This is a genomic window from Micromonospora sp. D93, assembly GCF_018070365.1.
GTDB lineage: Bacteria > Actinomycetota > Actinomycetes > Mycobacteriales > Micromonosporaceae > Micromonospora > Micromonospora ureilytica.
The window spans coordinates 25,687-49,843 of record NZ_JAGPXW010000012.1 but is presented as its reverse complement, the minus strand read 5'-3'; the positions used below and the strand labels follow the sequence as shown (position 1 = coordinate 49,843).

Genomic DNA, 24,157 nt, shown 5'->3' with positions numbered 1-24,157 from the left:
GGTCAGCGGGGCCGGTACGCGTCCACCCGGACCGCCACAGTCACCCGGACCGGCTCGGGCAGGGCCGCCAGCCGGGCGGCGAGCGCGACCGGGTCGGTGTGCCAGGCGCTGGGGCCCATCCCGACCACTGTGGCGACCTCCGGCCGGGTCAGCGCCAGCTCCGCCCGGTGCCCGGCCGAACTGACCAGCGTGAAGTGCCCGCCCAGGCTGTCGGCCACCCGGTCGGCCTTGTCGGGGTCCACCCGCAGCAGGTCGAGGGCATCCACCAACTCGGCGAGGTGGTCGGTGTCGGGCGTGACCACCAACAGCGTCCCGGTCGGATCGAGCACCCGGTGGAACTCGGTGCCGTTTCGCGGGGCGAAGACGTTCAGCAGCACGGCGGTCGAGGCGTCCGCGAGCGGCAGCCGCTGCCAGGTGTCGGCGAGCGCGGCGGCGGCCCGGGGATGCGCGCGGGCCGCGCGGCGCAGCGCCGGCTTGGACACGTCCAGGGCCAGACCCACGGCGTCCGGCAGCGCCGCCAGCACCGCGCCGAGGTACCGGCCGGTGCCGGCGCCGGCATCCACCACCAGGGGGTACGCCCCGAAGTGGGGCGTCGGCGTCGCGCGGAGCCGGCCGACGGCTTCCGTCGCGGCGTCGACGAGGGCGGCGGAGATGACGTCGTAGTGGCCGGCGGCTTGGAAGTCGGCGCGGGCGGCGACCATCTCGGCGGTGTCACCGACGTGCGGCGCTCGACCGGTGAGGAGGTTGACGTAGCCCTGCCGGGCGATGTCGAAGCTGTGCCGGCGCAGGCAGCGCAGCGCACTTGTGGTGCCGGCGGTCGCCTCGGTCAGCGGCTCGCCGCAGACCGGGCAGCGCAGTCGGTCGAGGATGCGGGGGTCCACGTCAGGCCTCCGCTGCGGGCTGCGGCCGGGTGGCCCGCGGGCCCGGGTCGGCGAGATGGTCGACCACCCGGTGCGTGAGCGCGCCGAGGGCGTCGACCTCCGCGGGGGTGAGCAGGTCGATCAGGTGCCGGCGGACGGCGGCCACATGACCGGGTGCGGCGGACTCGATGGCCTGCCGGCCCGCCGGGGTGAGCACGACGATCGAGCCGCGGGCATCGTCGGCGCACTCCTCGCGGGTCACCAGGCCACGCTGTTGCATCCGGCTCAGGTGGTGGGAGAGCCGGCTACGTGACCACAGCATCCTGTTTGCCAGCTCGCTGAGGCGCAGGCGCCCCTGGGGTGTCTCGGAGAGGTCGGACAACACGTCGTAGTCCGGCTCGGAGAGGCCGGCGTCGTGGGTCAGCTCCCGGGCCAGTTCCAGGTCGAGCAGGCGACGCATCCGGCGGTAGCCGCGCCAGGCGCGGTCCTCCCGCGCGTCCAGCCACCGGGGTGCGTCCATGTTCCCAGTCTAGCCATCTTGTTGACATGTCATCGAAAGCCCCCTACGTTCGATGACATGTCAACAAACCAGCTGTGGGAGCTGTTCGGTCAGCGGGGGCGCGGGGTGCTGGTCACAGTGCGCCGGGACGGGCGGCCCCAGCTGTCCAACCTCGACTACCTGGCCGAGCCGGGGTTGATCCGCTGCTCCACGACCGGGGACCGGGCGAAGGTGCGCAACCTGCGCCGCGATCCCCGGGCCAGCTTCTACGTGACCACCCCGGACGGCGGCGCGTACGCGGTCGCGGAGGGGACCGTGACCCTCAGCGAGCCGGCCGTGGCCACCACCGACGAGACGGTCGACGAACTGGTCGAGGTCTACCGCCGAATTCGTGGCGACCACCCGGACTGGGCGGACTACCGCTCCGCCATGGTTGCCGACGGACGGCTCGTGATCCGCCTCGACGTGCACCGGGTGTACGGCTGGCGGCCGTGACGCCCGGCCGGTCCCGTACAGGTGCGCCCAGGCCGCTGACTAGGGTCTGAGCATGGTCGCAACTATCCGGTACGAGGACATTGTCAAGGTCCCGAAGGCGCTGCTGCACGACCACCTCGACGGCGGTCTGCGGCCGGCGACGATCGTCGACCTGGCCGCCGAGGTGGGCCACGAGCTGCCCACCACCGATCCGGAAGCGCTCGGACGCTGGTTCGCGGACGCGGCGGACTCCGGCTCGCTGGAGCGCTACCTCGAGACGTTCGCGCACACCGTGGCGGTCATGCAGACCGCGCCCGCGCTGCGTCGGGTGGCCCGTGAGTGCGCCCTGGACCTGGCCGCCGACGGAGTGGTCTACGCGGAGGTGCGCTTCGCCCCGGAGCAGCACCTGGAACGGGACCTGAGCCTGGACGAGGTGGTCGAGGCGGTGCTGGCCGGGTTCGCCGAGGGCACCGCCCAGGCGGTCGAGGCGGGCCTGAGCATCCGGGTGGGCACCCTGCTGACCGCGATGCGGCACGCCGCCCGCTCGCAGGAGATCGCGGAGCTGGCCGTACGGCACCGGGACGTCGGGGTGGTCGGCTTCGACATCGCCGGCGCCGAGGCGGGCTTCCCGCCCACCCGGCACCTGGACGCCTTCGAGTACCTCCAGCGGGAGAACTTCCACTTCACCATCCACGCCGGCGAGGCGTTCGGTCTGCCGTCGATCTGGCAGGCGATCCAGTGGTGCGGAGCGGACCGGCTCGGCCACGGGGTGCGGATCGTCGACGACATCGCCCCCGACGGCTCGCTCGGCCGGCTGGCCGCGTACGTCCGGGACAAGCGGATCCCGCTGGAGCTGTGCCCCTCGTCGAACGTGCAGACCGGCGCGGTGGCCTCGATCGCGGACCACCCGATCGGCCTGCTGCGGGACCTGCGCTTCCGGGCGACGGTCAACACCGACAACCGGCTGATGAGCGGCACCTCGATGTCGCGGGAGATGTCGCTGCTGGTGGAGACGTTCGGCTACGGCTGGAAGGAGTTGCAGTGGTTCACCATCAACGCGATGAAGAGCGCCTTCATCCCGTTCGACGAGCGGCTGCGGATCATCGATGAGGTGATCAAGCCGGCGTACGCGAAGTTGCTGGCCTGAGCTCAGCCGTGTGGGTGGCCGGAGAGCAGGCCGGCCACCCGGCGCAGCACCTCCCGGGCCCTGGCCGCCTCCGCGCCCAGGCCCATCTGCCGACGTAGCACCGCGGGTTCGGCCCGCAGGAGCGCCACCCCGCGCCGAATCAGCACCCGGGGCGCCTTGCGCTGTTCGGACAGGTCACGGGCGAGTCGGCGCAGGAAGGTCGCCCCGCGCGGACGGCGCAGCGCGTACGCCCCGGCGAGCAGGCCACGGCGACGGCACTCCTCCACGATCTCGGCGGCGAAGATCCCTTCGGCCACGAAAAGTGGCGATCCGGCGACATCAAATGGCCGGGTGGCTACCCGTCGATCCGCGCCGATCGCATAAACCGGCACATCGGCCCGACCTTCGCGGGCAAGTCGGGCAATGATTTCGACCGCAGTGGGGGCATCCCAGGACTGCGGTGATTCCCAATCCACCTGCCCGTTTCGTCTGGGCAACGTAGGGTCATCGCCGTCTTTATAGAAGTCGTCCAAGCAGAGCACCGGCAACCCGGTTTGCTGCGCTATGTACGACTTTCCGGACCCAGATGGGCCGGCCAGTAGGACAACTCGGTGCGGATGTTCCATTACCTTCAGTTACTCCGGCCAGACAGACTGCTATCAAATCGCATCAACATCTCATCACACCTTCGGTTGGGGACAACCTGGGCTTTCTTCTTGTCCACCGGCGTGATGGAATCTCGGGGGTCCGACCCGCCGGGTCGGTCGCTGGGCGTTGCCCGGGGCAACGCGTTCAAGCTGTAATCGCGAGGGCGGTGACGTGAGCAAACGGCCAAAGACGGCGGGCTCCTTCCTGTCGCGGCTGGGCCGGCCGGCCAGTCGGCTCCAGGACATGCCGATCTGGTCCAAGCTCGGTCTCATCATGATCGTGCCGACCATCGCCACGGTCGTGGTGGGCACCAGTGGTCTCGTCGACCACGTGGAGACGCTCAACAATGCCAACCGAGCTGGCGATCTGGCGAACCTGTCGAGCTATTCAGGTGACCTGGTCGACAGCCTGCAGGACGAGCGGACCGCCGCCGTGCTGCTGCTGGGCGCGAACGGGACGCAGCCGACGGCGCAGTACCAGGAGGCCTACAACCGGGTGAACTCCCGGGTGGATCAGGACGCGGCCCCCTACCGGCAGCAGCGGGCCGAGGTCGAGGACCTGCCGAGCAGCCTGGAGGGTCTGCTCGACAGCATCGACCAGAACCTGCAGGACCTGTCGGGCGTCCGCAGCCAGGTGTTCAACGGAAAGCTCGCGCTCACCGAGACCGTGCAGGCGTACGAGGGTCTGATCAGCGACCTGCTCGCCATCCGCGACTCGTCCACGCAGCTCGCCGGTGACAACCAACTGAGCGACCGGATGCGCGCCGCCGCGGCGGTCGCCCGGGAGAAGGAGTTCCTGGCCGTACGCCGGGTCGTCGTGCACCGCGCGCTGGGCGTTCAGGGCCGACAGCGCCTGACCCCGGCTCTGCGCAGGGACTACGTCGCCAGTGACACCGGCCAGCAGCAGGCCCTGCAGAGCTTCAAGGCCGTCGCCACCCCGGACGACGCGAAGTTCCACGACCAGACTGTCGCGGGCGGCGACCGCCGGCAGGCACAGAACTACACCGGCTGGATCGACGGCAACACCACAGGTGACATGCGCGGTGCGCCGTTCGGCCCGGACCAGTGGGAAGCCGCCATGACGGCCAACGCCAAGCTGATCCGCACCGTCGAAGTGAAGCTCGACAGTGAAGTGGTCGACCAGGCCGACACCCTCCGCTCGGACGTCCAGCGCCAGGTCTTCCTGGAGACCGGCCTGCTGCTCAGCATGCTGCTGCTGGCCATCCTCTTCGCCTACCTGGTGGCCCGCTCGATGGCCCGCTCACTCCGTGAGCTGCGGCAGGGTGCGCTCTCCGTGGCCCAGTACGGCCTGCCACAGGCGGTGGCCCGTCTGCGCGACCCGCAGGTCGTCGGGCAGCTCTCCCCGGTGCAGCTGGCCAACCAGATCGCCGAACCGCTGCCGGTGCGGAGCAAGGACGAGTTCGGCCAGGTGACCGAGGCGTTCAACGCCGTCCACCTGGAAGCCGTTCGCACGGCCGCCGAGCAGGCAGCACTGCGTGCCTCCGTCGCGACCATGTTCGTCAACCTGGCCCGCCGTTCCCAGATCCTGGTCGACCGCCTCATCGGGCACCTCGACCGGCTCGAGCGCGGCGAGGAGGACCCGGACCGGCTGGCCGAGCTGTTCCAGCTCGACCACCTGGCCACCCGGATGCGCCGTAACGACGAGAACCTGCTGGTGCTCGCCGGTGCCGACTCCACCCGTGTGCAGCGTGAGCCGGCCGCCCTCATCGACGTGCTGCGCGCCGCGCAGTCCGAGGTCGAGCACTACACCCGGATCGACTTCGGTGTCATCGACCGCGACATCGAGGTCGCCGCGCACGCGGTCAACGACCTGGTGCACCTGGTCGCGGAGCTGTTCGACAACGCCACCGCGTTCTCACCGCCCGACTCGCAGGTCATGGTCGAGGCTCGCCGAGTCGGCGACCGCTCCTCGCTGTACGTCGAGGACCGCGGCATCGGCATCAGCGCCGACCAGCTGCACGACCTCAACGAGCGGCTCGCGACGCCGCCCCAGGTGGACGTGGCCGTGTCCCGGATGATGGGCCTGGTCGTGGTCGCCCGGCTGGCGTCGCGGCACGGTGTCCGGGTCGAGCTGCGCCCCGGCAGCGATCGCGGCACGGTCGCCGAAGTGAGCCTGCCCACCTCGGTGCTGGTGCCCCGGGCGCTGTCCGGTCGGGTGCAGCAGCCTCCGGCGCTGCCGGCGGCCGGTACTCACCAGTTCGGTGGTCCGCAGTCCGGTGGTCCGCAGTCCGGTGCTCCCCAGTTCGGTGGTCCGCAGTCCGGTGGGCCCGCGCCGGTCTTCGGCGCGCTGCCCGCGCTGGGCAACGGCCCCCGCCCGAGCGAGTCCGGTAACCAGGTCACCCTGGGCGGTCGTCCGTTCGACCCCGCTTCGCGAAACGGTGCCGGCACCCCCGCCAACGGCGGCGCGTACCGCTCGATGCCGGCCTGGTCCGACCTGACCGGCGCGGCCGAAACGAACGGCGGCGACGGGTTCACCCCCCGCTCGGCGAACGGCCCGGGGACCGACCCGCTGCCGCAGCGCCGGGCCGGCGACGAGACCCCGGCCACCGGCCAGCAGCCGTCCATTCCGCGTCAACTGCCGAGCAGCCCCGAGGCGCGCCCGTACTCAGCGCCGCCGGTCTCCGCGCAGCCCTACTCCGGCGCGCCGGTCTCCGCCTCGCCAGCCTCCGGGCAGCCCTACTCGGGGCAGCCCTACTCGGGGCAGCCCTACTCGGGTGCGCCGTACGGCGGCGCACCGGTGTCCGCCGCTCCGGCGTCCGGGCAGCCGTACGCCGGTCCGCCGGTGTCGGCGTCGCCGGTCTCGGCCTCGCCGGCGTCCGGTCAGCCGTACTCGAACCAGCCGTACTCGGCGCCGCCCGCCTCCGGTCAGTCGTTCAGTGGCTTCGCGCCCCGATCCGCACCGCCTGCGCAGGCAGCCAGTGCCCCGGCACCGCCGGCCTGGCCGCCAGTGCCGGGTAGCGACCGGGACACGGCCACCCCACCGGTGCCCGAGCGGCTCGCCGCTGCGCTGGACATGACGACGGAGCTGCCGCGTGTGCCGCGACCCGGCGAGCAGCCGGCCGCAGCCCAGCCTCCGGCGCCGACCCCGGCTCCGGCTCCGGCCCCGCAGACTCGGCCGACGCCGCAGCAGCCGCAGGCACAGAACCGTCAGCGGTACGCGGACGAGACGATGGAGCTGCCGATCTTCCGGGAGCTCGAGTCGGCCTGGTTCCGTACCCGTCGCCCCGGCTCCGAGGAGACCGCGGCCGGCGGCCAGCCAGCGACGAACGGCGACTCCGCGACCCAGCAGTTCGCCACGGTCGAGGCCACCGGTCGGGCAGTCCACAAGACACCACCCGGGACGACAGGTAACACACCGATGGCAGACACTCCGACGGTCGGAGGAGCGCCGCGGGACAACGGCTCCACAGCGAACGAGGGCACCCGCCCCAGCCTCGCCGAGAGCCTGCCGAACCGCAGGCCCCAACCGCAGAGCAACGGCTGGCAGACCGCCGCCGACGACGGCTGGCGTGCTGCCTCCGCGGCGGCCGGCGCGACGCCGGTGAGCGAGACCACCACGACCGGTCTGCCGAAACGCAAGCCGATGGCGCAGCTGGTGCCCGGCGCGGTGGAGAAGCCCACCACCTCGGTCCAGCGGCGCTCCCCGGAGGCGGTCCGTGGCCTGCTCTCCGCCTACCACCGGGGCGTGCAGCGAGGGCGTAGCACCTCGGACAACCCGACCAGCCCGGAGGCAACTCCGGGAGGGCAATCCTCGCAGTCTGGCTCAGGCCCGGTGGCCGGGAGCGGGCAGAAGGAGCAAGAAGGATGACAACTACGCAGGATCTTGGTTGGCTGCTTGCCAACTTCGCCGACCGGGTGCCCGGCGTCGCGCATGCGGTCGCCGTATCGGCGGACGGCCTACTCCTCGCGTCGTCACGGGATCTGCCGCGTGACCGGGCAGACCAGCTCGCCGCGATCTCATCGGGTCTGGTCAGCCTGACCCAGGGGGCGGCCCGCTGCTTCGAGGGAGGCGCGGTGTTGCAGACCGTCGTGGAGATGGACAATGGCTTCCTGTTCCTGATGTCCATCTCGGACGGCTCGTCCTTCGCCGTGCTGGCAGCCCGCAGCTCCGACGTGGGCCAGGTTGGCTACGAGATGGCGCTGCTGGTCGACCGGGTGGGCGACGCACTGACCCCGCAGCCGCGTGCGGCTGCGGGCATGCTGGGCTGACGTTTCGCCGATCGTGAGGTCGGCGCGACCGCAACAACGACAACGACGGGTTTCACCGGTGGGAGCCGGTAACGGGTGCGAAGGAGGTGAGCGGCGAGATGGCCGATCGTGACGAACCGACCGGAGCGTTGGTCCGTCCATACGCCGTGACCCGTGGTCGCACCCGTCCCCGGCTCGACATCGCGCTGGAGGCGCTCGTCGAGACGACGGTGCGCGGCCGTACCGCTGCCAATGGCAACGGTGGTGGCCGCGAACACCAGTACATCGCCGCGCTGTGTGACGGACGCGTGCAATCGCTCGCAGAGATCGCGGCGCGGATGCAGCTCCCGCTCGGTGTGGCCCGGGTGCTCATCGCCGACATGGCGACGGACGGCCTGGTCGCGGTCCACGAGCCGACCATTTTGGACGACTCCGACGACGCGGTGGGCACTGAACTGCTGGAGAGGGTGCTGAGTGGACTTCGCAGGCTCTGACATGTCGCACCGCCCGCCGAACCCGAGCGGCCGCGTGACGTCGGCGAAGATCGTTATCGCCGGTGGATTCGGCGTCGGTAAGACGACGCTGGTCGGCTCGGTCTCGGAGATCACGCCGCTGACCACCGAGGCCATCATGACCTCCGCTGGCGTGGGCGTCGACGACACCCGGCAGGTGCCGGGAAAGACGACGACCACGGTGGCCATGGACTTCGGCCGGATCTCGATCGACCGTGACCTGATCCTGTACCTGTTCGGTACGCCGGGTCAGACCCGTTTCTGGTTCATGTGGGACGAACTGGTGCGGGGTGCGATCGGTGCGGTCGTGCTGGTGGACACTCGCCGGCTGGCCGACTGCTTCGCGGCGATCGACTTCTTCGAGCACCGACGCCTGCCGTACCTGGTGGCGATCAACTGCTTCGACGGGATGCAGTACCACGACCCGCAGGACGTCCGGGACGCCTTGGCGATCTCGAGCGACGTGCCGGTGGTGGCCTGCGACGCCCGTAACCGGGAGTCGACGAAGCACGTGCTGATCTCGCTGGTCGAGTACGTGCTGACCATGCGCCGTACGCGCGCCGTCGCCCCGGCCTGATCGCGGCGCTGCACGCCCCGGTGGTGGCTCCGGCCGCCACCGGGCGTTGCCAGCCGCCCCGGTCAGTCCTCCGCGCTGGCCCGTCGCCAGACGGGCCGGTGCGCCGCCTAGCCGCCTCCTGACGTCCTGGAAGCTGTCAGCCCCTACCCGGGGGTACAAGCCAACCCACGGTCCTCGGAGGCGGCTTCTGCGTACCCGGGATCGACCCGCCGACGCGAGAGCGCCCCCAGCCAACCGGCTGAGGGCGCTCTCGCGTGTGAAGAGGGGTCAGGACTGGTAGCCCGCCGAGCGGTACTCGTACTCCCGGTCGTCGTCGCGGTCCCCGTGGTCGCGGCTGAAGTCCCAGCCGCCGGCCGCCTCGCGACCGGGCCGACCACCCACCGCGAAACCGCCGATCTCCTGCCCGCGACGCCAGCCGCGGAAGTAGCCTGTCGTGTTCTCCGCGAGGCTTGCCGCATCACGCACTATCCGCAATGGGCGCTCCTCGCGTATCGGGGAACCCGGCACCAGGTTGGCCTGCGGCACGCGCTTCGGCAGCCCGGCGTTGGTCTCGGCGCCCACCGCCGGGCGAGCCGCCTGCTCGGCGGCCTGCCAGCCGGTGTCGGCCGTGGTCGACCAGTCCAGGTCGGACTCCTCGGGCTGCCCGACGAACCAGGCGGACTTGGCCTGCGCGAAGATCAGCAGATCGCCGTCGCCCTCGTCGGCGACCGGCGGCGGCCGGTGTTCCATCGGCGGCGGCCGGTGCTCCACCGGGGGCGGCGGCCGGTGCTCGGCGCGCTCGGTGCGGGCGGCAGCCCGACCGTTACGAGCGGCCTGCTCGCGGTCGACCAGGCGCAGCGGGGGCGTCTCCAGGTGCTGGTCCGTGGGAGGGTTGAGCCCCTCGCGCAGCGCCCGGTCGGCCAGGGGCGGCGGCTCCACGAGCCGCAGCATCGGTGGCTCCGGTGGCAGGTCGTCCGCCAACCAGGGCGGGGTGACCCGACCGTCGGCCCGACCGTCGGCCCGGCCTGGATCGGTCGGGGCGTCGACACCGCGGCTGCCGTACGAGTAGGCCACCGGGTTGTTCGGTGAGCTGTCGGACGGGTCCTCCGGGTTGTTGACCAGCGGCCAGTTGGCACGGGAGCCGGGTGGTGCGGACTCCTGCCCGGGTCGGGGGGTCGGCACCGGAATGCTGAGATCGGTGGCGCTGAACCCGCCGGTGGGCGGCTCGTCGACCGGGCGTTGCTGGTGGCTCGGCCGGGGCTCACCGTTGGTCTTGGGGCGGGGCGGAATGACCGTACGCTGCCGTTCGGCCCGCGCGTTGTTGATCGCGGCGGTGGTCAGCGTCGGCCGGAACGGCTCGCCGGCCTCGGCCGGGGGCACCATGCCGCGCTGTGCCGGCGCGATCGGGGTGATCCCGGGCGGCGGGGGCGGCGGCGCGGAGACCGGCCGGTTGGTCGGGCCGTCGATCCGGCTGGGGAGCGGCTCGCTGCGGGTGGGCAGCGTGGACGCCGGCGGAGCAGCCATCGCCGCCGGAGTCATCGGCGCGGGTGCGACCGGCGGTGGCGTGACCGGCGCCGGGGCGACCGGCGGTGGCCCGAGCGGGCGGGGCGACGCCAGCGGCGCGTTACCCGGGACCGGCTCGGGACGGCTGCGCCGCCCGATGGCGGGTGCCGGCTCGGCGCCCGCCGGGGTGGGTCGGACCGACCGCAGCCCGGCGTTGGTGCCGGCGAGGCCGGCCAGGCCGGCGTTGCTACCGGCCAAACCGGCGTTGCTACCGGCCAGACCGGCGTTGGTGCCGGCCAGACCGGTCAGTTCGCCGACGGACTCGCCGCGGCGGGCAGCGGCCCGGCGGCCCGGCGCCTGGACCGGTGTGCTGACCCGTGAGCTGAGCGCGCTGACCAGCGCCTCACACCCGGCGTCGCAGGCCCGTACGGAGGCGACGGCCTGGCGGACCGTCTCGGCCACCGCGGACGTGAGCGCCCGGTTGACCGCAGCGCGTCGGGGTGTCTCGGAGATGGCGACCCGCAGGGCGGTGACCGCTTCGTTGATCTCCTCGGCGTCGGCGACCCCGTCGGCGGCGAGGTGCGCGGCGATGGCATCCGCCGCTACCGACACCTCGCGGCCCCGGGCCACGGTGCCGCCGAGCATGCCCGGCTCGGGCAGCGCGTCCAGCACCGCCAGAGAGACCGGCTCGGCCGGGTCCGGGTAGGCGCGCAGGGCCGCCGGGTAGAGCTCCCGCAGAACCTCGCGCAGCGCCACGGCGGCGGAGTGTCGACCGCTGGCAAGCGCGGCGTGCGCGGAGAGCACCTGCTTGTAGCCGGCGAGGTCCCGAGGCGCCGGCAGGGTGACGGCGGAGAGCGCCCCCGCCTGCAACGCGCGGGCCAGGCCGACCGCCCGTCGTTCGGCCGGAGGCGACTGCATCTCCTCAAGGGAGTCGTCGTCGGCGAACCGCTCGGCGAAGTCGTCCACCGAGTCGTCGTCGGCGATCGCCAGGGGTCGCCCCGCCGCGCTCAGCAGCGAGGTGACCGTGTGGTCGTCGCTGTCGGCGGCGATGGCCGCACCGCTCGGCCCGCCCGACCGCTCCACGAGCAGCGCGACGAGCTGGGCGTAGCCAGCGGCGTCATCGCTGATCTCGCAGACATGCAGCAGACGGCCTGCGTCGTCGACCACAGCGGACGTCAGCGTCGAACCGGCGGAGGCCGGTCGGTCAGCCGGATCCGCCGAGGCCAGACCGCAGTAAACGCGCACGAGCGCCACGGCGTCGTCCTCCTCCCGGGACAGGTCTTTCCTCTGCCAGCAACTGATGCTCCCCGGTACGGGTCAGTCGCGCCAGTCCACCACCGCAGAGATCTTGCCGACAATGGTGCGCCAACCCAAACTCGCGGTCTGCGCCCCGATCTTCTTCAGCCGTCGCCGACCCATGAACGCGCCGATCCCGCCGTTGGCGGTGGCACGCAGCGCCTCGTCCAGGTCGTCGAGGCTGGAGCCGGCCGAGAGCATGTCGAGCACCGCAGGCAGCCGCAATGCGTACGAGAGGTCACGCGCGGCCTCGCCGGCCTCGATCAGCAGGGTCGAATCCCACGTGTCGTGCCCGCCGCGCAGGTTCTCCACGACCAGGTCCAGCTCATAGGTGTCCTCGTCGAGCGGAGCGATATCTGCCGGCTCCACCCGTTCGGACAATTCATTCCAGCTGTCCAGTTGGGACAGATCGTTGGGCGCACCGGAACGGATGAAACTGACAAGCGACTCGGGGGTCTTGAACAGCAGCAGCTTGCCCCGGTTGCTGAGGAAGACCGGCACCTCCTCGTCGTCCGCCTCGTCCGTGACGGCCTCGTCCGACTCCTCTTCGGTGTCGGCGGTGGCGGCGCCGTCACCGCGGCGGCGCTTCGACTCGTCGTCCTCGTCCTCGGCAGCGAACTCCTCGGCCAGCTCCTCGTCGAGGATGACGACGGTCTCGTCGTCCTCTTCCTCCTCGACCGCCTGGCGGCGGGCGAGGAACGGGTCGTCCTGGTCGCGCTCGGTCACGTCGGTCGGGGTCAGCGCGCTGGCTGGCCGGTACGCCCGGAGCGTGAAGCCGGTGCCGGCGGGCAGCGCGATCTCCACTGGGTCGATGCGCAGCTCGTCCCAGAGCGAACGGTCGATCGACGCCGACGGGCGGTCGGTCTCCTCGGTCTCATCTGGCTCGGCCGTGCCGGTGGTGTCGTCGAGCTCGGGCTCGTCGGCGTCGGGCCGTTGGGGCGACTGGCGGGCCACGCTGACCTCCGTGTGCTTCGGGTTGCCCACCCACCGGGGTCTCTGACCGGCGAGTGACTCTGGGCACATACCCTAGTCGGCGGCCCTGGGTGACCGATGCCCGCACCCCGGTGGCCGGTTGGCGCACGGGTCCGACCTGCTGGTGGTCACCGCTGGCGAAGCGGCCGTCCGACAAGTAGCGTAGCTACGCATGAAGGCCCAGGCGTTGCACGGCCATCTCGACGCTCTGCTGCTCGCCGTTCTCGAACAGGGCGCGCTGCACGGCTACGCGATCATCGAGGCGCTGCGTGCCCGCAGCGACGGCAACCTGGACCTACCCACCGGCACCATCTATCCGGCGCTCCGTCGCCTGGAACGCGCCGGCCACGTGGCGAGCACCTGGAGCACGGTCAGCGGCCGGGAACGGCGGACGTACCAGCTCACCGACTCCGGCCGGCGGGCGCTGGCCGGGGAGCGCGCCGGTTGGCGCGAGTTCCAACTGACCGTCGGCCGGTTCCTCGACCCCGGCAGCCCGCCCACGCCGGCCTGACCCTCTCGGGCCGGGCCGCCAAGCAGCGGTGTGACCCCCTCGGGCCGGGCCGCCGATCAGCGGGCGGTGGCCCGCAACCAGCCGCGCGCCGCGCGGGTCAGCGAGAAGTATCCGCCGCCCACCAACACCGCCCCGATGATCATCGGGGGCCAGTGCAGCGCCGCGTCCCAGAGGTTGAGGGACCAGGTGAAGAGGGCGCAGCCGGTCAGCATGGCGAGAGCCAGCAGGCCGGTCAGGCCGGCGCCAACCGCGCGTTGCGCCAGGGCCAGGCCCGGCCGGGGTGCCCGTGCGCTCGCCCAGACCACCAGCAGACCGGCCACCGAGAGCAGCAGTGTGCTCATCCAGATCCAGTCGACCGAGTTGGAGAGCAGCAGGTAGCCGGCGGGCGGGCGGGGGCCGTTGCTCCAGCTCGCCCCACGCCAGGTCAGATCGCCGGCGGCCACCCCCACCCCCGCGACAGCGAGCATCCGCAGGGAGAGCCCACGCAGGGCGGCCACCGCCAGCTCGGCCTGCCAGGAGGGGAGCAGCTGCGCCGGCGAGCCGAACTCGGCCACCGCCCGGCGCTGCGCCTCGGTGGGCGGCACCCCGCTCTCGCGGTACGCCTCGACGGCGTCCAGCAGCCCGTGCCGGGCCTCGGTCAGCAGCTCGGACTTGAGTCGCGCCGGCCCCTGCAACCGAGCGCCCAGATCCCGCAGGTGCTCGTCGACCAACACATCCTCAGCGCGCGCCATGGCACCACAGTGCCACGGACTCCGACGGGTCGACGTCCGGGAGAACCCTGGTCGGCCCCCGAGGCCGGTCAGGGGGCGAGCGCCAGGTAACCCCGTTCGGCAGCGGCCTGGAGCAGCCACTGGTCCCGGTACCAGCCCGGTGCGGCCACCAGCTCGGCGTGCCGACCGCGCTGGATCACCCTGCCGCCGTCCAGGACCACTATCTCGTCCAGCTCGGCCAGCCCGCTGAGCCGGTGGCTGATCAGCAGCACCGAGTGCCCGGCGGGGGTGGCGGCGAGGGCGGACGCGAGCACCGCGTCCGCGGCGGCCGGGTCCAGACCTTCGGTTGGCTCGTCGAGCACCAGCACCGGCGGCGCGGCCAGCAGGGCACGGGCGAGCGCCTGCCGCTGCCGCTGCCCGCCGGAGAGCTGCCCGCCCTCCTCGCCGACAAGCGTGTCCCAGCCCGCCGGCTGGGCGTGCACCCAGTCCAGGAGGCCGGCGGCGGCGGTGGCTGCGGTCAGCTCCTCCTCGCCTGCTCCGGCACGCCCGAGCAGCAGGTTCTCCCGCACCGTGGCGTGAAAGACGTACGCCTCGGCCAGCAGCCCGCCGACCGCGCGGGGCAACGCCTCCTCGGCGTACGCCGAGAGGTCGTGACCGTCCAGGGTGACCCGGCCGGACGCGGGCCGGACGGTGCCGGTGAGCACGGCGGCCACTGTGCTCTTGCCGGCGCCACTCGGGCCGACGACCGCGATCCGGCGTCCCGCCGGCAGGTACAGGCTGACGCCGTCCAGGGCGGGGGCAGCGCCGGCCCGGTATCGCACTGTCACGTCGACGAAGCGCAGGTCGTGCGGGCCGGTCAGGTCCGTTGGGCCGTTCGCGGGCGGCGGGGTCGGCGGGGCCGTGTCGAGCAGGTCGGCCACCCGGGTCAGGCCCTGCCGCAGCTGCGTCCACTGCCGGGCCGCCGTGACCAGCGCCAGCGTCACCTCGACGGCGGCCAGCGCGCCGACGGCCAGGACGCCCACCAGCACCCCCGACACGTCGGCGGCGAGCGCGACCAGCACCACCGCCGCGGCGGTCACACCGGCGGTCAGCACCCCGGCCGCGTCCACCGCGAACCCGGTGGCGGCCAGCCGACGTTCCAGCCGGGCCAGCCGGTGGGCGCGCTGCTCGGCGGCGCGCAGCACGACATCTGTCGCCCCGAAGGCGGCCAGGTCGGCCGCGCCGTGGGTGAGGTCGATCGCGTCGGTGGCCAGCGCGCCCCGCAGGGGGGCCACCTCGGCCGCGCTGCGGCGGGTGACAGCGGTGGCCAGTGCGGGCAGCGCCACCCCGGCAACCAGCAGCCCGAGGGCGAGCGCGCCGGCGGCCGGTGGCGAGATCAGCGCCGCCACGGCGACCGCCGACACACCGACCACTGCCGCCGCCGAAGCGGGCACCAGCACCCGCAGCAACAGGTCCTGGACGGCCTCCACGTCGGAGACCAGGCGGCTCAGCACGTCCCCGGAGCGGTGCGCCGTGCCACGGCGGGCCGCCAGGGTGGCGAAGACCCGGGCCCGCACGTCGGTGATCATGCGGAGCACCGCGTCGTGCCCGGCGAGCCGTTCGGTGTAGCGGAACACGCCCCGGCTGATCGCCAGCGCCCGGACCGCGACGATCGCCACTGTGAGGCGATCCAGCGGAGGCTGACCGGCGGCGCTCATCAGCAGCCAGGTGGCCGTGGCCATCAGGGCGAGCCCGGCGAACTCGGTGGCGGCCGCCAACAGCCCGGCTCCGACCAGGCGGCCCAGGTACGGCCGGGCCAGTCGCAGCACGGCCCGCTCGGCGGCGGCCCGCCCGACCGGTGCCGCGTCGGCCACCGCCGCCGGCCCGTGTTCCCTGTTCATCGGGTGGTCTTCCCGGTCGGTTCGGGCGTCAACTCGGTGACCCGACCGTCCTCGATGCGCAGGATCCGGTCGGCGTCGGCGAGTAGCGCCGGTCGGTGCGCGACCAGCAGCGCGGTCCGCCCGGCGACCAGGCGACGGGTGGCGTCGAGCACCACAGCCTCGGCTGCCGTGTCGAGTCGGGCGGTGGGTTCGTCGAGCAGCACCACCGGGGCGGCCCGCAGGAACGCCCGAGCCAGGGCCACCCGCTGCCGCTGCCCGCTGGACAGCCCGTGGCCGCGTTCGCCGAGCACTGTGTCCAGGCCGTCGGGCAGGCCGGCCACCACGTCGTCCAGGGCGGCGTCGTGCACCGCGGCGGTGAGTGCGCCAGCCGTGGTGTCCGGCGCGCCGAGGCGGATGTTGTCGGCCAGCGAGGCGGCGAAGAGGTGCGCCCGCTGCGGCACCCAGGCGAGCTGCCGACGCCAGGCGTCCGGGTCGGCGGTGGCGAGGTCGACCCCGCCCACGGTGATCCGGCCGCCGGTCGGCGTCACGAAGCCGAGCAGCAGGCCGAGCAGGGTGCTCTTGCCGGCGCCACTGGGCCCGATGATGGCGATCCGCTCGCCGGGCCGGATGGTCAGTGTCACGTCGCGCAGCGCGGTGGTCCGCTCGTACTCCACGGTCACCCCCTCGAACCGGATCTCGGCCCGCGCGTCCGGCGTGGACGCGCCCTCGGCGGCCCGCGGCGGAGCGGGCGCGGCGGAGACGGTCAGTGCCTCGTCCAGTGCGGCCAGCCCCTCCATGCTGGCGTGGAAGCGGCTGCCGGCGGCCCGCAGCGGCAGGTACGCCTCCGGGGTCAGCAGCAGCACCAGCAGCGCGGTCTGCAGGGCCAGCCCGCCGCCGAGCAACCGGATGCCGACCGGCACCGCGACCAGCGCCACCGAGAGGGTGGCGACCAACTCCAGCACCAGCGCGGAGAGGAACGCGATCCGCAGCGTCTTCATGGTGGCGACGCGGTGACCGTCGGCCATCCGGCGCACCACGTCGGTCTGTGCGCGGGCCCGCCCGAACGCGCGCAGGGTGGGCAGCCCGGCCACCATGTCCAGGAAGTGCCCGCCGAGCAGCGCGAGCCGCCGCCACTGCCGTTCCGTGGCGGCCTGCGCCTGCCAGCCGAGCAGCGCTCCGAAGACCGGGATCAGTGGCAGGGTCAGCGCGATGATCACCGCCGAGCTCCAGTCGGCGAAGACGACCCGGGCCAGCACCGCCAGGGGCACCGTCACGCTGAGCACCAGCTGCGGCAGGTACCCGGTGAAGTACGCGTCCAGCGCGTCCAACCCACGGCCGGCCAGGGTGGCGATCTCACCGGCCCGTTGCCCGGCCACCCAGCCGGGCCCGTGCCGGCCCACAGCGCCGAGCAGGTCGGCCCGCAGCGTGGCCTTGACCGTGGCGGCGACCCGGGCCGAGACCGTGCCCTGCGCCCAGACCAGTGCCGAGCGGGCGGCGACCGTGACCACGAAGCCGGCCAGCGCCGGTCTGTCCAGTCGGCCGTCGATCGCGGTGGCCAGCACCGACGCGAGCGCGGTGGCCTGCGCCACGATCAACCCGGCGGCCAGCACCCCCAGGAGCGCGAGCACGGCAAGATCGCCCCGGGCCGCAGGGACCCGGCGCAGCAGACGCGGGTCGAATGGACGGCGGCTCACCAGTACACCGGTGCCCTACCGTCGATCCGTCCTCGGAAAACCCACCAGCACATCGCCTGGAAGCCTAGTAGGGCCGGAAGTAGCGGCAGCGCCACCCAGCCCAGCAGCCGCAGTGTCGGCGCGCTGGCGGCGGCGTCGGCCACCCGCAGCGAGGCGTCCGGGTCGGTCGTGGACACCAGCACGTAGGGCCAGAGAGCGGCTCCGACCAGCACCACCGGCAGCGCCAGGGCCGCGCCGGTGGCGACCAGAGCCCACCCCGGTCGCCCCCGCGTCAGCGCCGCGCGGGCCGCCAGCAGCGCCGCCACGAGCAGCACCGGCAGGAGTACGGCCACCGCCGGCCGCTGGACCGCGTCGCGTACCCGGGCGGAGAGCAGGCCCACGACGGTGGCCAGGGCGATCGCGATGAGCGCCACCGGTATCAGCCGGCGGGCCGTCCGGCCGACCACGGCTGCGGCCTCGGCGGACAGGCGCAGGGCGAGGAAGGTCGCCCCGTGCACCGCGACCAGTGTGACCATGGCCAGCCCGGCGGCGGCCGCGAACGGGGTGGCCAGGTGTGTCACGCCGGCGACGTGCCCGTCGGCCTGGAGGGGTACGCCCTGCAACAGCGCGGCGAGCAGCGCGCCCCAGCCCAGCGCGGCGAGGGCGCTGCCGATGACCACGACGCGGTCCCAGCGGGCCCGGATCCGCTCGTCGTCGGGTCGGCTGCGCAGTTGCACCCCGACGGTGACCAGGATGACGCCGACCAGGGCGCCGACGACGACCGGATAGCAGCCGGCGAGCAACTCGCCCTCCAGGAGGGGGAACGCGCCGAAGAGGATGCCCACGGCGGCCACCAACCAGACCTCGTTGCCGAGGAAGAACGGGCCGAGGGCGGTGAGCGCCTCCCGCCGCCCGGCCGGACCGACGCCCCGGGCGAGCAGCAGCCCGACGCCGTAGTCGTAGCCGGCGAGCACCAGGTAGCTGGCAAAGAAGAGGCCGAGCAGGGCGTACCAGGCGAGGTCCACTGTCTACTCCTCAGAGGAGGGCGGGTTCGGGGTGGGCCGGCTCGCTGGGCGGCGTCGATGGGCGGCCGAGCGCCGGGTCGGCCGCGCCGCGCCTGGCGTGCCGGGCGAGCAGCACCCAGTTGGTGACGGCGAGGGCGCCCAGCAGCAGGCTGAACCCGATCAGCGAGGTGAGCATCAGCGGCGCGCTGACCGGGGAGACGGCCTGCTCGGTGGGGAGCAGCCCGTACGCCACCCAGGGTTGACGGCCGACCTCCCGGGAGATCCAACCGAGGATCACCGCGATGAACGGCAGCGGCAGGGCGAGCAGGATCAACCAGAGCGGGAATCGCAGTCGGATGATCCAGTCCCGGAAGAGCAGGGGCAGCAGCAACCAGAGACAGCCGAGGGTGAAGCCGATCAGGATCATGAAGCCCAGCCCGACGCTGGCCAGCACCGGCGGTGTGTAGTCGCCGGGGCCGAACCGCGTGGTCCACTCGGCGATCAGGGCCCGGCTCTCCGGGCCGTCGCCGCCGAACTTGGTCGGCTGCACCGAGCCGACCGGGCCGAACTGGGCGAAACCGAAACCCTGCACCATCGTGATGGCCAGTGCCGCGGTGACCAGGCCGATCCGTAGCGAGGTGCGGAAGAGCGCGAAGTCCGCGGTACGCCGGATCAGGTGCCCGGCGCTGACGGCCGCCATCAGCATTGCGCCGACCAGCAGCGCCGCCGAGACCACGTGCCCGAAGGCCATGCCGAGGCTGGGGTTGGTGAGCAGCGCGCCGAAGTCGGTGAGGTGGGCGATCCCGTCGCGGACCTCGTACCCGACCGGGTTCTGAAGCCACGAGTTGGCCACCATGATCCAGAACGCCGAGGCGTACGCGGTGATCGCCACGCCCCAGAGCAGCGCGAGGTGGACGCCCTTGCCGAGCCGGTGCCAGCCGAAGATCCACATCCCGAGGAACGTGGACTCCAGGAAGAACGCCACAAGCGTCTCGATGGCCAGGGGCGCCCCGAAGACGTTGCCGACGTAGCGCGACAGGCCACTCCAGTTCAGCCCGAACTGGAACTCCATCACGATCCCGGTGGCGATGCCCAGCACGTAGTTGATCACGTAGAGCTGACCCCAGTAGCGCGTCAGCCGCTCCCACTTCGGGTTGCCGGTGAGCACCCAGGCGGTCTGCATGCCGACCAGCAGGGTGACCAGCCCGAGCGTGACGACCACGAACAGAAAGTGGATCGAGGTGGTGGTGGCGAACTGCAGGCGGGCGAGGAGCAGGGTGTCCATGACCAGCCCTCCAAGGCGTTGGCTCCCTTGTCGTAGCCACCCTACACGTAGCTTCGCTACATGTCTGCCTACTACGCCCTGTCGTAGCTAACGCTACTACGACACGTAGTAATGGAGGAAGGTCGCGCCGATCATGCAGTTTCGGTGGTCAATACGAGTGGAATGCCTGTTGTGTCGCGACAGAAAGTGCAAGATCGCCGAGCAGGGGGAGTCTGGACGCCGTCGATCATGGAGTTGTGGTGCCTGTTTTGACCATTTCCGGGCGCTTTGCTGCCCACCACAACTCCATTATCGGCGAGGTGGTGCCTGGTGCCGGTTGGCGAACAGCCGTTCCGGCAAACGCAACGGTGTTGTCCTGGATGTAGTGGTCTCGCGGCACCGGGATGCCCCTCGATCCAGGATCGAGTGCGATCTTGCGAAGGGGCGCGAAGGGGCGCGAGGGGGCGCGCTGCCGCGTGGCGCTGCCGCGTGGCGCTGCCGCGTGGCTCAGCGGTGCCTGTGCGTCAGCTCAGGAAGAGGGTGACCGGGAGGGCGACCAGGGTGGCGGCCACAGCGAGGGCTGTCGCGCCGAGTGCCCGGGGCGGCCGGTCGGCCACGAGCAGGCGCTGGACGCGTACGTCGAGATCCCGGTCGCCCATACCCAGCGCGCCGGCCGGGGTGATCCGGTGCCCGGCGGCGGCGAACCGGCGCAGTGCTCCCGCCAGCGGGGCCTCGGCGTGCAGCTCGCGGGCCTTGTCGTCGGCGCGCATCTCGACCAGCAGGGCGACACGCTCGTGCGCGTCGCGCACCCAGCCGAACCACGGCAACGCCCGGCACAGCGCGGTGAACGGCAGCAGCACCAGGTCGTGCCGCTCGTGGGCGTGCGCGCGCTCGTGGCTGAGTACCGCGGCCAGCTCGGCTCGGTCCAACAGGCTCAGGGTGCCGGCGCTGACCACCACCTGCGGCTTCACGCCCGGCAGGCAGTACGCGGCGGCGCTCGGATGATCCAGCACCAGCGCGCCCGGCGCAGCCGGGTCGTTCCGGGCGACCAGGGAGAGCAGGTCCCGGTGGCGACGCTGGGCGCGTACGGTGCCGTGGATGCTGCGCACTGTCGTCGTGACCAGCACCGCCCCGATGCCGAAGCCCACGCCGACGCCGGCCAGGTGGAACGTGCCCACCCCGATCGGCAGGGCGCCGTGGGCGAGGTCGTTGGCCAGGGCGAGTAGTGCGCCACCTGTCGACCTGTCGTACGCGCTCAACCCGAGCGCCATCGGCAGGCCCATCGCCGAGAGGCCCAGCGCCAACCCGACGGCCTGCCAGCAGACGATCGCCACCCGGGGGCTGCGCCACGTCCAGGTGGAGCGGGCCAACACCTGGGCGGTCAGATAGCAGGCCAGCATCGTGGCGGCGAAGTGCACGGCGTAGGCCATGGCGTGCGCCCTACCGCTCCGCTGCCTCGCCGGCGGGTCGTCGGCCCGCCGGCCCGTCCACCCGGTCGGTCAGGGCGTCGGCCCCGCCCGCGTCGCCGCCGGCGGCGTCCGGCCCGGTCAGGCCGGCTTCGCTGCCCAGGGCCGCCCGCAGCACCTCGGCCTCGGTGCCGGTCACCGAGCGTGCGAAGCGCACCAGCGCGGCGTCCCGGCTGCCACCCAGGTCGAGGGCGTCGAGCATGAGTTGAGCGATGTGCGCCTCGCGGCTGGCCGCCGGCCGGTACCGCCAGGCCCGGCCCTCCCGCTCCCGTTGCACCATGCCCTTGCCGGCGAGCCGGTCCAGCACTGTCATCACCGTGGTGTACGCCAGCTCGCGGCCATCGAGCGCGTCGGCCACCTCGCGCACGGTCACTCCGTCCGACGTGCCGGGAACCACGTCCCACAGCACGTCCATCACCGCACGCTCAAGATCGCCCAACCGAGTCACAAGCCAATCCTACCCCCGGTAGTAGAGCCCCACCCACCCAGACGCCCTCACCCACCCCACCGGTGGTGATCATGAGGTTGGCCGGGCTGAGCGAGATCAAACACCCCGCCAATCCCATGATCACCAGCCGAGACCGGCGGGGCGGCTGATGCCCCGCTGAGCGGCAACCACACCCGAGGCAGAACCCGTGAGCTGACCCTCCCGACGGGCAGGGCCCACGTCAGGTTTTCCGGGGGAGCCCGACCACGCAGGGATCAAGCCTGACCGCCCGGAGTGGGCGGGGTCCCCCGGAAAACCCAAAGGCCGGGAACGACTCACACCCCCTTGGGGTGCCACACCGTCTTCGTCTCCAGCAGCGCGGTCATCGGCGCCACCCCCGGGTCCGCCGTCCAGTCGTGGTCGGCCGGGGCCGGTCGGAGCACCCGCTTGAGGTTCTCCGCCGCCTTGACCTCCAGGTCGGTGGCGAGCGCGGCGTCGGTGACGCCGGTCAGGTCGATCGCGTTGACGTCCATGTGCGCCGCCAGCGTCGGCGCGGTCTCGGTGATCGCGCCGGTGAGGATGTTGACCACACCGCCGGGCAGGTCGGAGGTGGCCAGCACCTCGGCCAGCGTCACCGCCGCCAGGGGCTCGCTCGGGGAGGCGGCCACCACCACCGTGTTGCCGGTGACGATCGCCGGGGCGATCACGCTGACCAGGCCGAGCAGCGCCGGGCGTTCCGGGGCGACCACCGCGACCACGCCTGTCGGCTCGGGCGCGGAGATGTTGAAGTACGGGCCGGCGACCGGGTTGGCGCCGCCGTACACCTGGGCGAGCTTGTCGGCCCAGCCGGCGTACCAGACCCAGCGGTCGACCGCAGCGTCCACCTCGTCGCCGGGGATGCCCAGGGCGACGAACTGCTCGCGGCGGCCCTCCAGCATCTCGGCGGCCCGGTAGAGGATCTGACCCCTGTTGTACGCGGTCGCGCCGGCCCAGCCCTTGACGGCGGCGCGGGCGGCGACCACCGCGTCCCGGGCGTCCTTGCGGGAGGCCAGTGACACATTCGAGGACTGCACGAGATACGACCGTCCCGACTCGCTGCGCGGGAACTTCCCGCCGATGAAGAGCTTGTACGTCTTGCGTACCGCGACCCGCTCAGACATTGAGGTAGCCCTCCAGCCCGTGCCGGCCGCCCTCGCGACCGTAGCCCGACTCCTTGTACCCACCGAACGGCGAGGTGGGGTCGAACTTGTTGAAGGTGTTGGCCCAGACGACGCCGGCGCGCAGCCGGTCGGCCATCCACAGGATCCGGGAGCCCTTGTCGGTCCAGATCCCGGCCGACAGCCCGTACGGCGTGTTGTTGGCCTTCTCCACGGCCTCGGCCGGCGTGCGGAAGGTGAGCACCGACAGCACCGGCCCGAAGATCTCCTCGCGGGCGATGCGGTGTGCCTGGGTGACGCCCGTGAAGATGGTCGGTGCGAACCAGAAGCCCCGGTCGGGCAGGTCGCACGGCGGTGACCAGCGCTCGGCGCCCTCGGCCGAGCCGGCGTCGGACAGTTCGCGGATCCGCTCCAGCTGGGCGGCCGAGTTGATCGCGCCGACGTCGGTGTTCTTGTCCAGCGGGTCGCCGACGCGGAGCTGGGCCATCCGCCGCTTCAGCGACTCCAGCACCCGGTCGGCCACGTTCTCCTGGACCAGCAGTCGGGAGCCGGCGCAGCAGACGTGCCCCTGGTTGAAGAAGATGCCGTTGACGATGCCCTCGACGGCCTGGTCGACGGGTGCGTCGTCGAAGACGATGTTGGCGGCCTTGCCGCCCAGTTCCAGGGTGAGCTTCTTGCGGGTGCCGGCGACCGACCGGGCGATGGCCCGGCCCACGTCGGTGGAGCCGGTGAAGGCCACCTTGTCCACGCCGGGGTGCTCGACCAACGCGCGACCGGTGTCGCCGGCGCCGGTGAGGATGTTGACCACACCGGCCGGCAGTTCGGCCTGCTGGCAGATCTCCGCGAAGAGCAACGCGGTCAGCGGGGTGGTCTCGGCCGGCTTCAGCACCACCGTGTTACCCGCGGCGAGCGCCGGGGCGATCTTCCAGGCCAGCATGAGCAGCGGGAAGTTCCACGGGATGACCTGCGCGGCCACGCCGATGGGGCGCGGGTTGGCACCGAAACCGGCGTGCTCCAGCTTGTCTGCCCAGCCGGCGTAGTAGAAGAAGTGCGCGGCGACCAGCGGCAGGTCGACGTCGCGGCTCTCGCGGATCGGCTTGCCGTTGTCGAGCGATTCCAGGACGGCCAGCTCGCGGGAGCGCTCCTGGATCAGCCGGGCGATCCGGTACAGGTACTTCGCCCGGTCCCGGCCGGGCATCGGACCCCAGACCTTGTCGTACGCCTTGCGGGCGGCCCGCACCGCGCGTTCCACGTCCTGGGCGCCGGCCTCGGCGACCTCGGCCAGCACCTCCTCGGAGGCGGGGTTGATCGACTTGAAGCTGCCACCGTCGGTCGGGTCGACGAACTTACCGTCGATGAACAGCCCGTACGAGGGTTTGAGGTCCACCACCGAGCGGGACTCGGGGGCGGGTGCGTATTCGAACATCGGCTA

21 protein-coding genes are annotated in these 24,157 nt (G+C 72.5%); 7 read left to right on the top strand and 14 right to left on the bottom strand.

What is annotated here, in order from left to right:
* Positions 1–2 precede the first annotated feature (2 nt).
* Positions 3–881 (bottom strand): putative RNA methyltransferase, encoded by an 879-nt coding sequence (locus tag KBX71_RS15865; protein ID WP_210818823.1) that lies wholly within the window; start codon positions 879–881, stop codon positions 3–5.
* Between the two features lies 1 nt (position 882).
* Positions 883–1,380 (bottom strand): MarR family winged helix-turn-helix transcriptional regulator, encoded by a 498-nt coding sequence (locus KBX71_RS15860; RefSeq protein WP_210818822.1) that lies wholly within the window; start codon positions 1,378–1,380, stop codon positions 883–885.
* Positions 1,381–1,437: 57 nt separating this feature from the next.
* On the opposite strand from KBX71_RS15860, the gene KBX71_RS15855 reads away from it, so the two are divergent.
* Entirely contained in the window at positions 1,438–1,854 is a 417-nt protein-coding gene (locus KBX71_RS15855) for a PPOX class F420-dependent oxidoreductase (protein WP_210818821.1), read from the top strand.
* Positions 1,855–1,906: 52 nt separating this feature from the next.
* Positions 1,907–2,980, top strand: coding sequence for an adenosine deaminase (locus KBX71_RS15850; RefSeq protein ID WP_124820391.1), 1,074 nt, complete (start codon positions 1,907–1,909; stop codon positions 2,978–2,980).
* Positions 2,981–2,982: 2 nt separating this feature from the next.
* Here KBX71_RS15850 and KBX71_RS33740 read toward each other — a convergent pair whose 3' ends face one another.
* Entirely contained in the window at positions 2,983–3,276 is a 294-nt protein-coding gene (locus KBX71_RS33740) for a hypothetical protein (protein ID WP_247683552.1), read from the bottom strand.
* Between the two features lie 502 nt (positions 3,277–3,778).
* On the opposite strand from KBX71_RS33740, the gene KBX71_RS15840 reads away from it, so the two are divergent.
* The 4 genes from KBX71_RS15840 to KBX71_RS15825 all read left to right on the top strand — a co-directional run bounded on the left by KBX71_RS15840 (position 3,779) and on the right by KBX71_RS15825 (position 8,904).
* A complete protein-coding gene (locus KBX71_RS15840) occupies positions 3,779–7,435 on the top strand; it encodes a sensor histidine kinase (protein ID WP_210818819.1) in 3,657 nt (1,218 codons plus the stop codon).
* Positions 7,432–7,836 carry a roadblock/LC7 domain-containing protein gene (locus KBX71_RS15835; protein WP_030329023.1) on the top strand — a complete coding sequence of 135 codons (405 nt, stop codon included), beginning with the start codon at positions 7,432–7,434 and terminating at the stop codon, positions 7,834–7,836. The genes KBX71_RS15840 and KBX71_RS15835 overlap by 4 nt, the downstream gene beginning before the upstream one ends.
* A gap of 98 nt (positions 7,837–7,934) precedes the next feature.
* Complete coding sequence (locus KBX71_RS15830) at positions 7,935–8,309, top strand: DUF742 domain-containing protein (RefSeq protein WP_124820399.1); 375 nt, start codon at positions 7,935–7,937, stop codon at positions 8,307–8,309.
* Position 8,310: 1 nt separating this feature from the next.
* The gene (locus tag KBX71_RS15825) at positions 8,311–8,904 is read left to right on the top strand and encodes an ATP/GTP-binding protein (RefSeq protein WP_007455465.1); all 594 of its coding nucleotides are present in this window, start codon (positions 8,311–8,313) and stop codon (positions 8,902–8,904) included.
* Between the two features lie 267 nt (positions 8,905–9,171).
* Here KBX71_RS15825 and KBX71_RS15820 read toward each other — a convergent pair whose 3' ends face one another.
* Entirely contained in the window at positions 9,172–11,664 is a 2,493-nt protein-coding gene (locus KBX71_RS15820; protein WP_210818925.1) for a transposase, read from the bottom strand.
* A gap of 39 nt (positions 11,665–11,703) precedes the next feature.
* Positions 11,704–12,666 (bottom strand): DNA primase, encoded by a 963-nt coding sequence (locus tag KBX71_RS15815; RefSeq protein WP_210818818.1) that lies wholly within the window; start codon positions 12,664–12,666, stop codon positions 11,704–11,706.
* A 160-nt stretch (positions 12,667–12,826) separates the two neighbouring features.
* Between KBX71_RS15815 and KBX71_RS15810 the strand changes: the two genes are divergently transcribed.
* Positions 12,827–13,165, top strand: a complete 339-nt coding sequence (locus tag KBX71_RS15810) for a PadR family transcriptional regulator (RefSeq protein ID WP_112680778.1) — start codon at positions 12,827–12,829, stop codon at positions 13,163–13,165.
* Positions 13,166–13,221: 56 nt separating this feature from the next.
* Here the strand turns inward: KBX71_RS15810 and KBX71_RS15805 are convergent, their stop codons facing one another.
* The 9 genes from KBX71_RS15805 to KBX71_RS15765 all read right to left on the bottom strand — a co-directional run bounded on the left by KBX71_RS15805 (position 13,222) and on the right by KBX71_RS15765 (position 24,151).
* A complete protein-coding gene (locus KBX71_RS15805) occupies positions 13,222–13,896 on the bottom strand; it encodes a permease prefix domain 1-containing protein (protein ID WP_124815225.1) in 675 nt (224 codons plus the stop codon).
* Between the two features lie 68 nt (positions 13,897–13,964).
* Positions 13,965–15,755: a thiol reductant ABC exporter subunit CydC gene (cydC, locus tag KBX71_RS15800; protein ID WP_210818817.1), complete on the bottom strand. Its 1,791-nt coding sequence runs from the start codon at positions 15,753–15,755 to the stop codon at positions 13,965–13,967.
* Positions 15,752–17,428 (bottom strand): thiol reductant ABC exporter subunit CydD, encoded by a 1,677-nt coding sequence (gene cydD, locus KBX71_RS15795; RefSeq protein WP_210818816.1) that lies wholly within the window; start codon positions 17,426–17,428, stop codon positions 15,752–15,754. The genes cydC and cydD overlap by 4 nt, the downstream gene beginning before the upstream one ends.
* On the bottom strand, positions 17,425–18,432 hold the full coding sequence (locus KBX71_RS15790; RefSeq protein ID WP_210818815.1) for a cytochrome d ubiquinol oxidase subunit II: 1,008 nt from the start codon (positions 18,430–18,432) through the stop codon (positions 17,425–17,427). Before KBX71_RS15790 ends, cydD begins: the two co-directional genes overlap by 4 nt.
* A 10-nt stretch (positions 18,433–18,442) precedes the next feature.
* Complete coding sequence (locus tag KBX71_RS15785; RefSeq protein WP_210818814.1) at positions 18,443–19,696, bottom strand: cytochrome ubiquinol oxidase subunit I; 1,254 nt, start codon at positions 19,694–19,696, stop codon at positions 18,443–18,445.
* Positions 19,697–20,199: 503 nt separating this feature from the next.
* Positions 20,200–21,105, bottom strand: a complete 906-nt coding sequence (locus KBX71_RS15780) for a M56 family metallopeptidase (RefSeq protein ID WP_210818813.1) — start codon at positions 21,103–21,105, stop codon at positions 20,200–20,202.
* A 10-nt stretch (positions 21,106–21,115) separates the two neighbouring features.
* Entirely contained in the window at positions 21,116–21,589 is a 474-nt protein-coding gene (locus KBX71_RS15775; RefSeq protein WP_210818812.1) for a BlaI/MecI/CopY family transcriptional regulator, read from the bottom strand.
* 314 nt (positions 21,590–21,903) lie between these two features.
* Positions 21,904–22,728, bottom strand: a complete 825-nt coding sequence (locus tag KBX71_RS15770; RefSeq protein ID WP_210818811.1) for an aldehyde dehydrogenase family protein — start codon at positions 22,726–22,728, stop codon at positions 21,904–21,906.
* On the bottom strand, positions 22,721–24,151 hold the full coding sequence (locus KBX71_RS15765) for an aldehyde dehydrogenase family protein (protein ID WP_210818810.1): 1,431 nt from the start codon (positions 24,149–24,151) through the stop codon (positions 22,721–22,723). The genes KBX71_RS15770 and KBX71_RS15765 overlap by 8 nt, the downstream gene beginning before the upstream one ends.
* Between the last annotated feature and the right edge of the window lie 6 nt (positions 24,152–24,157).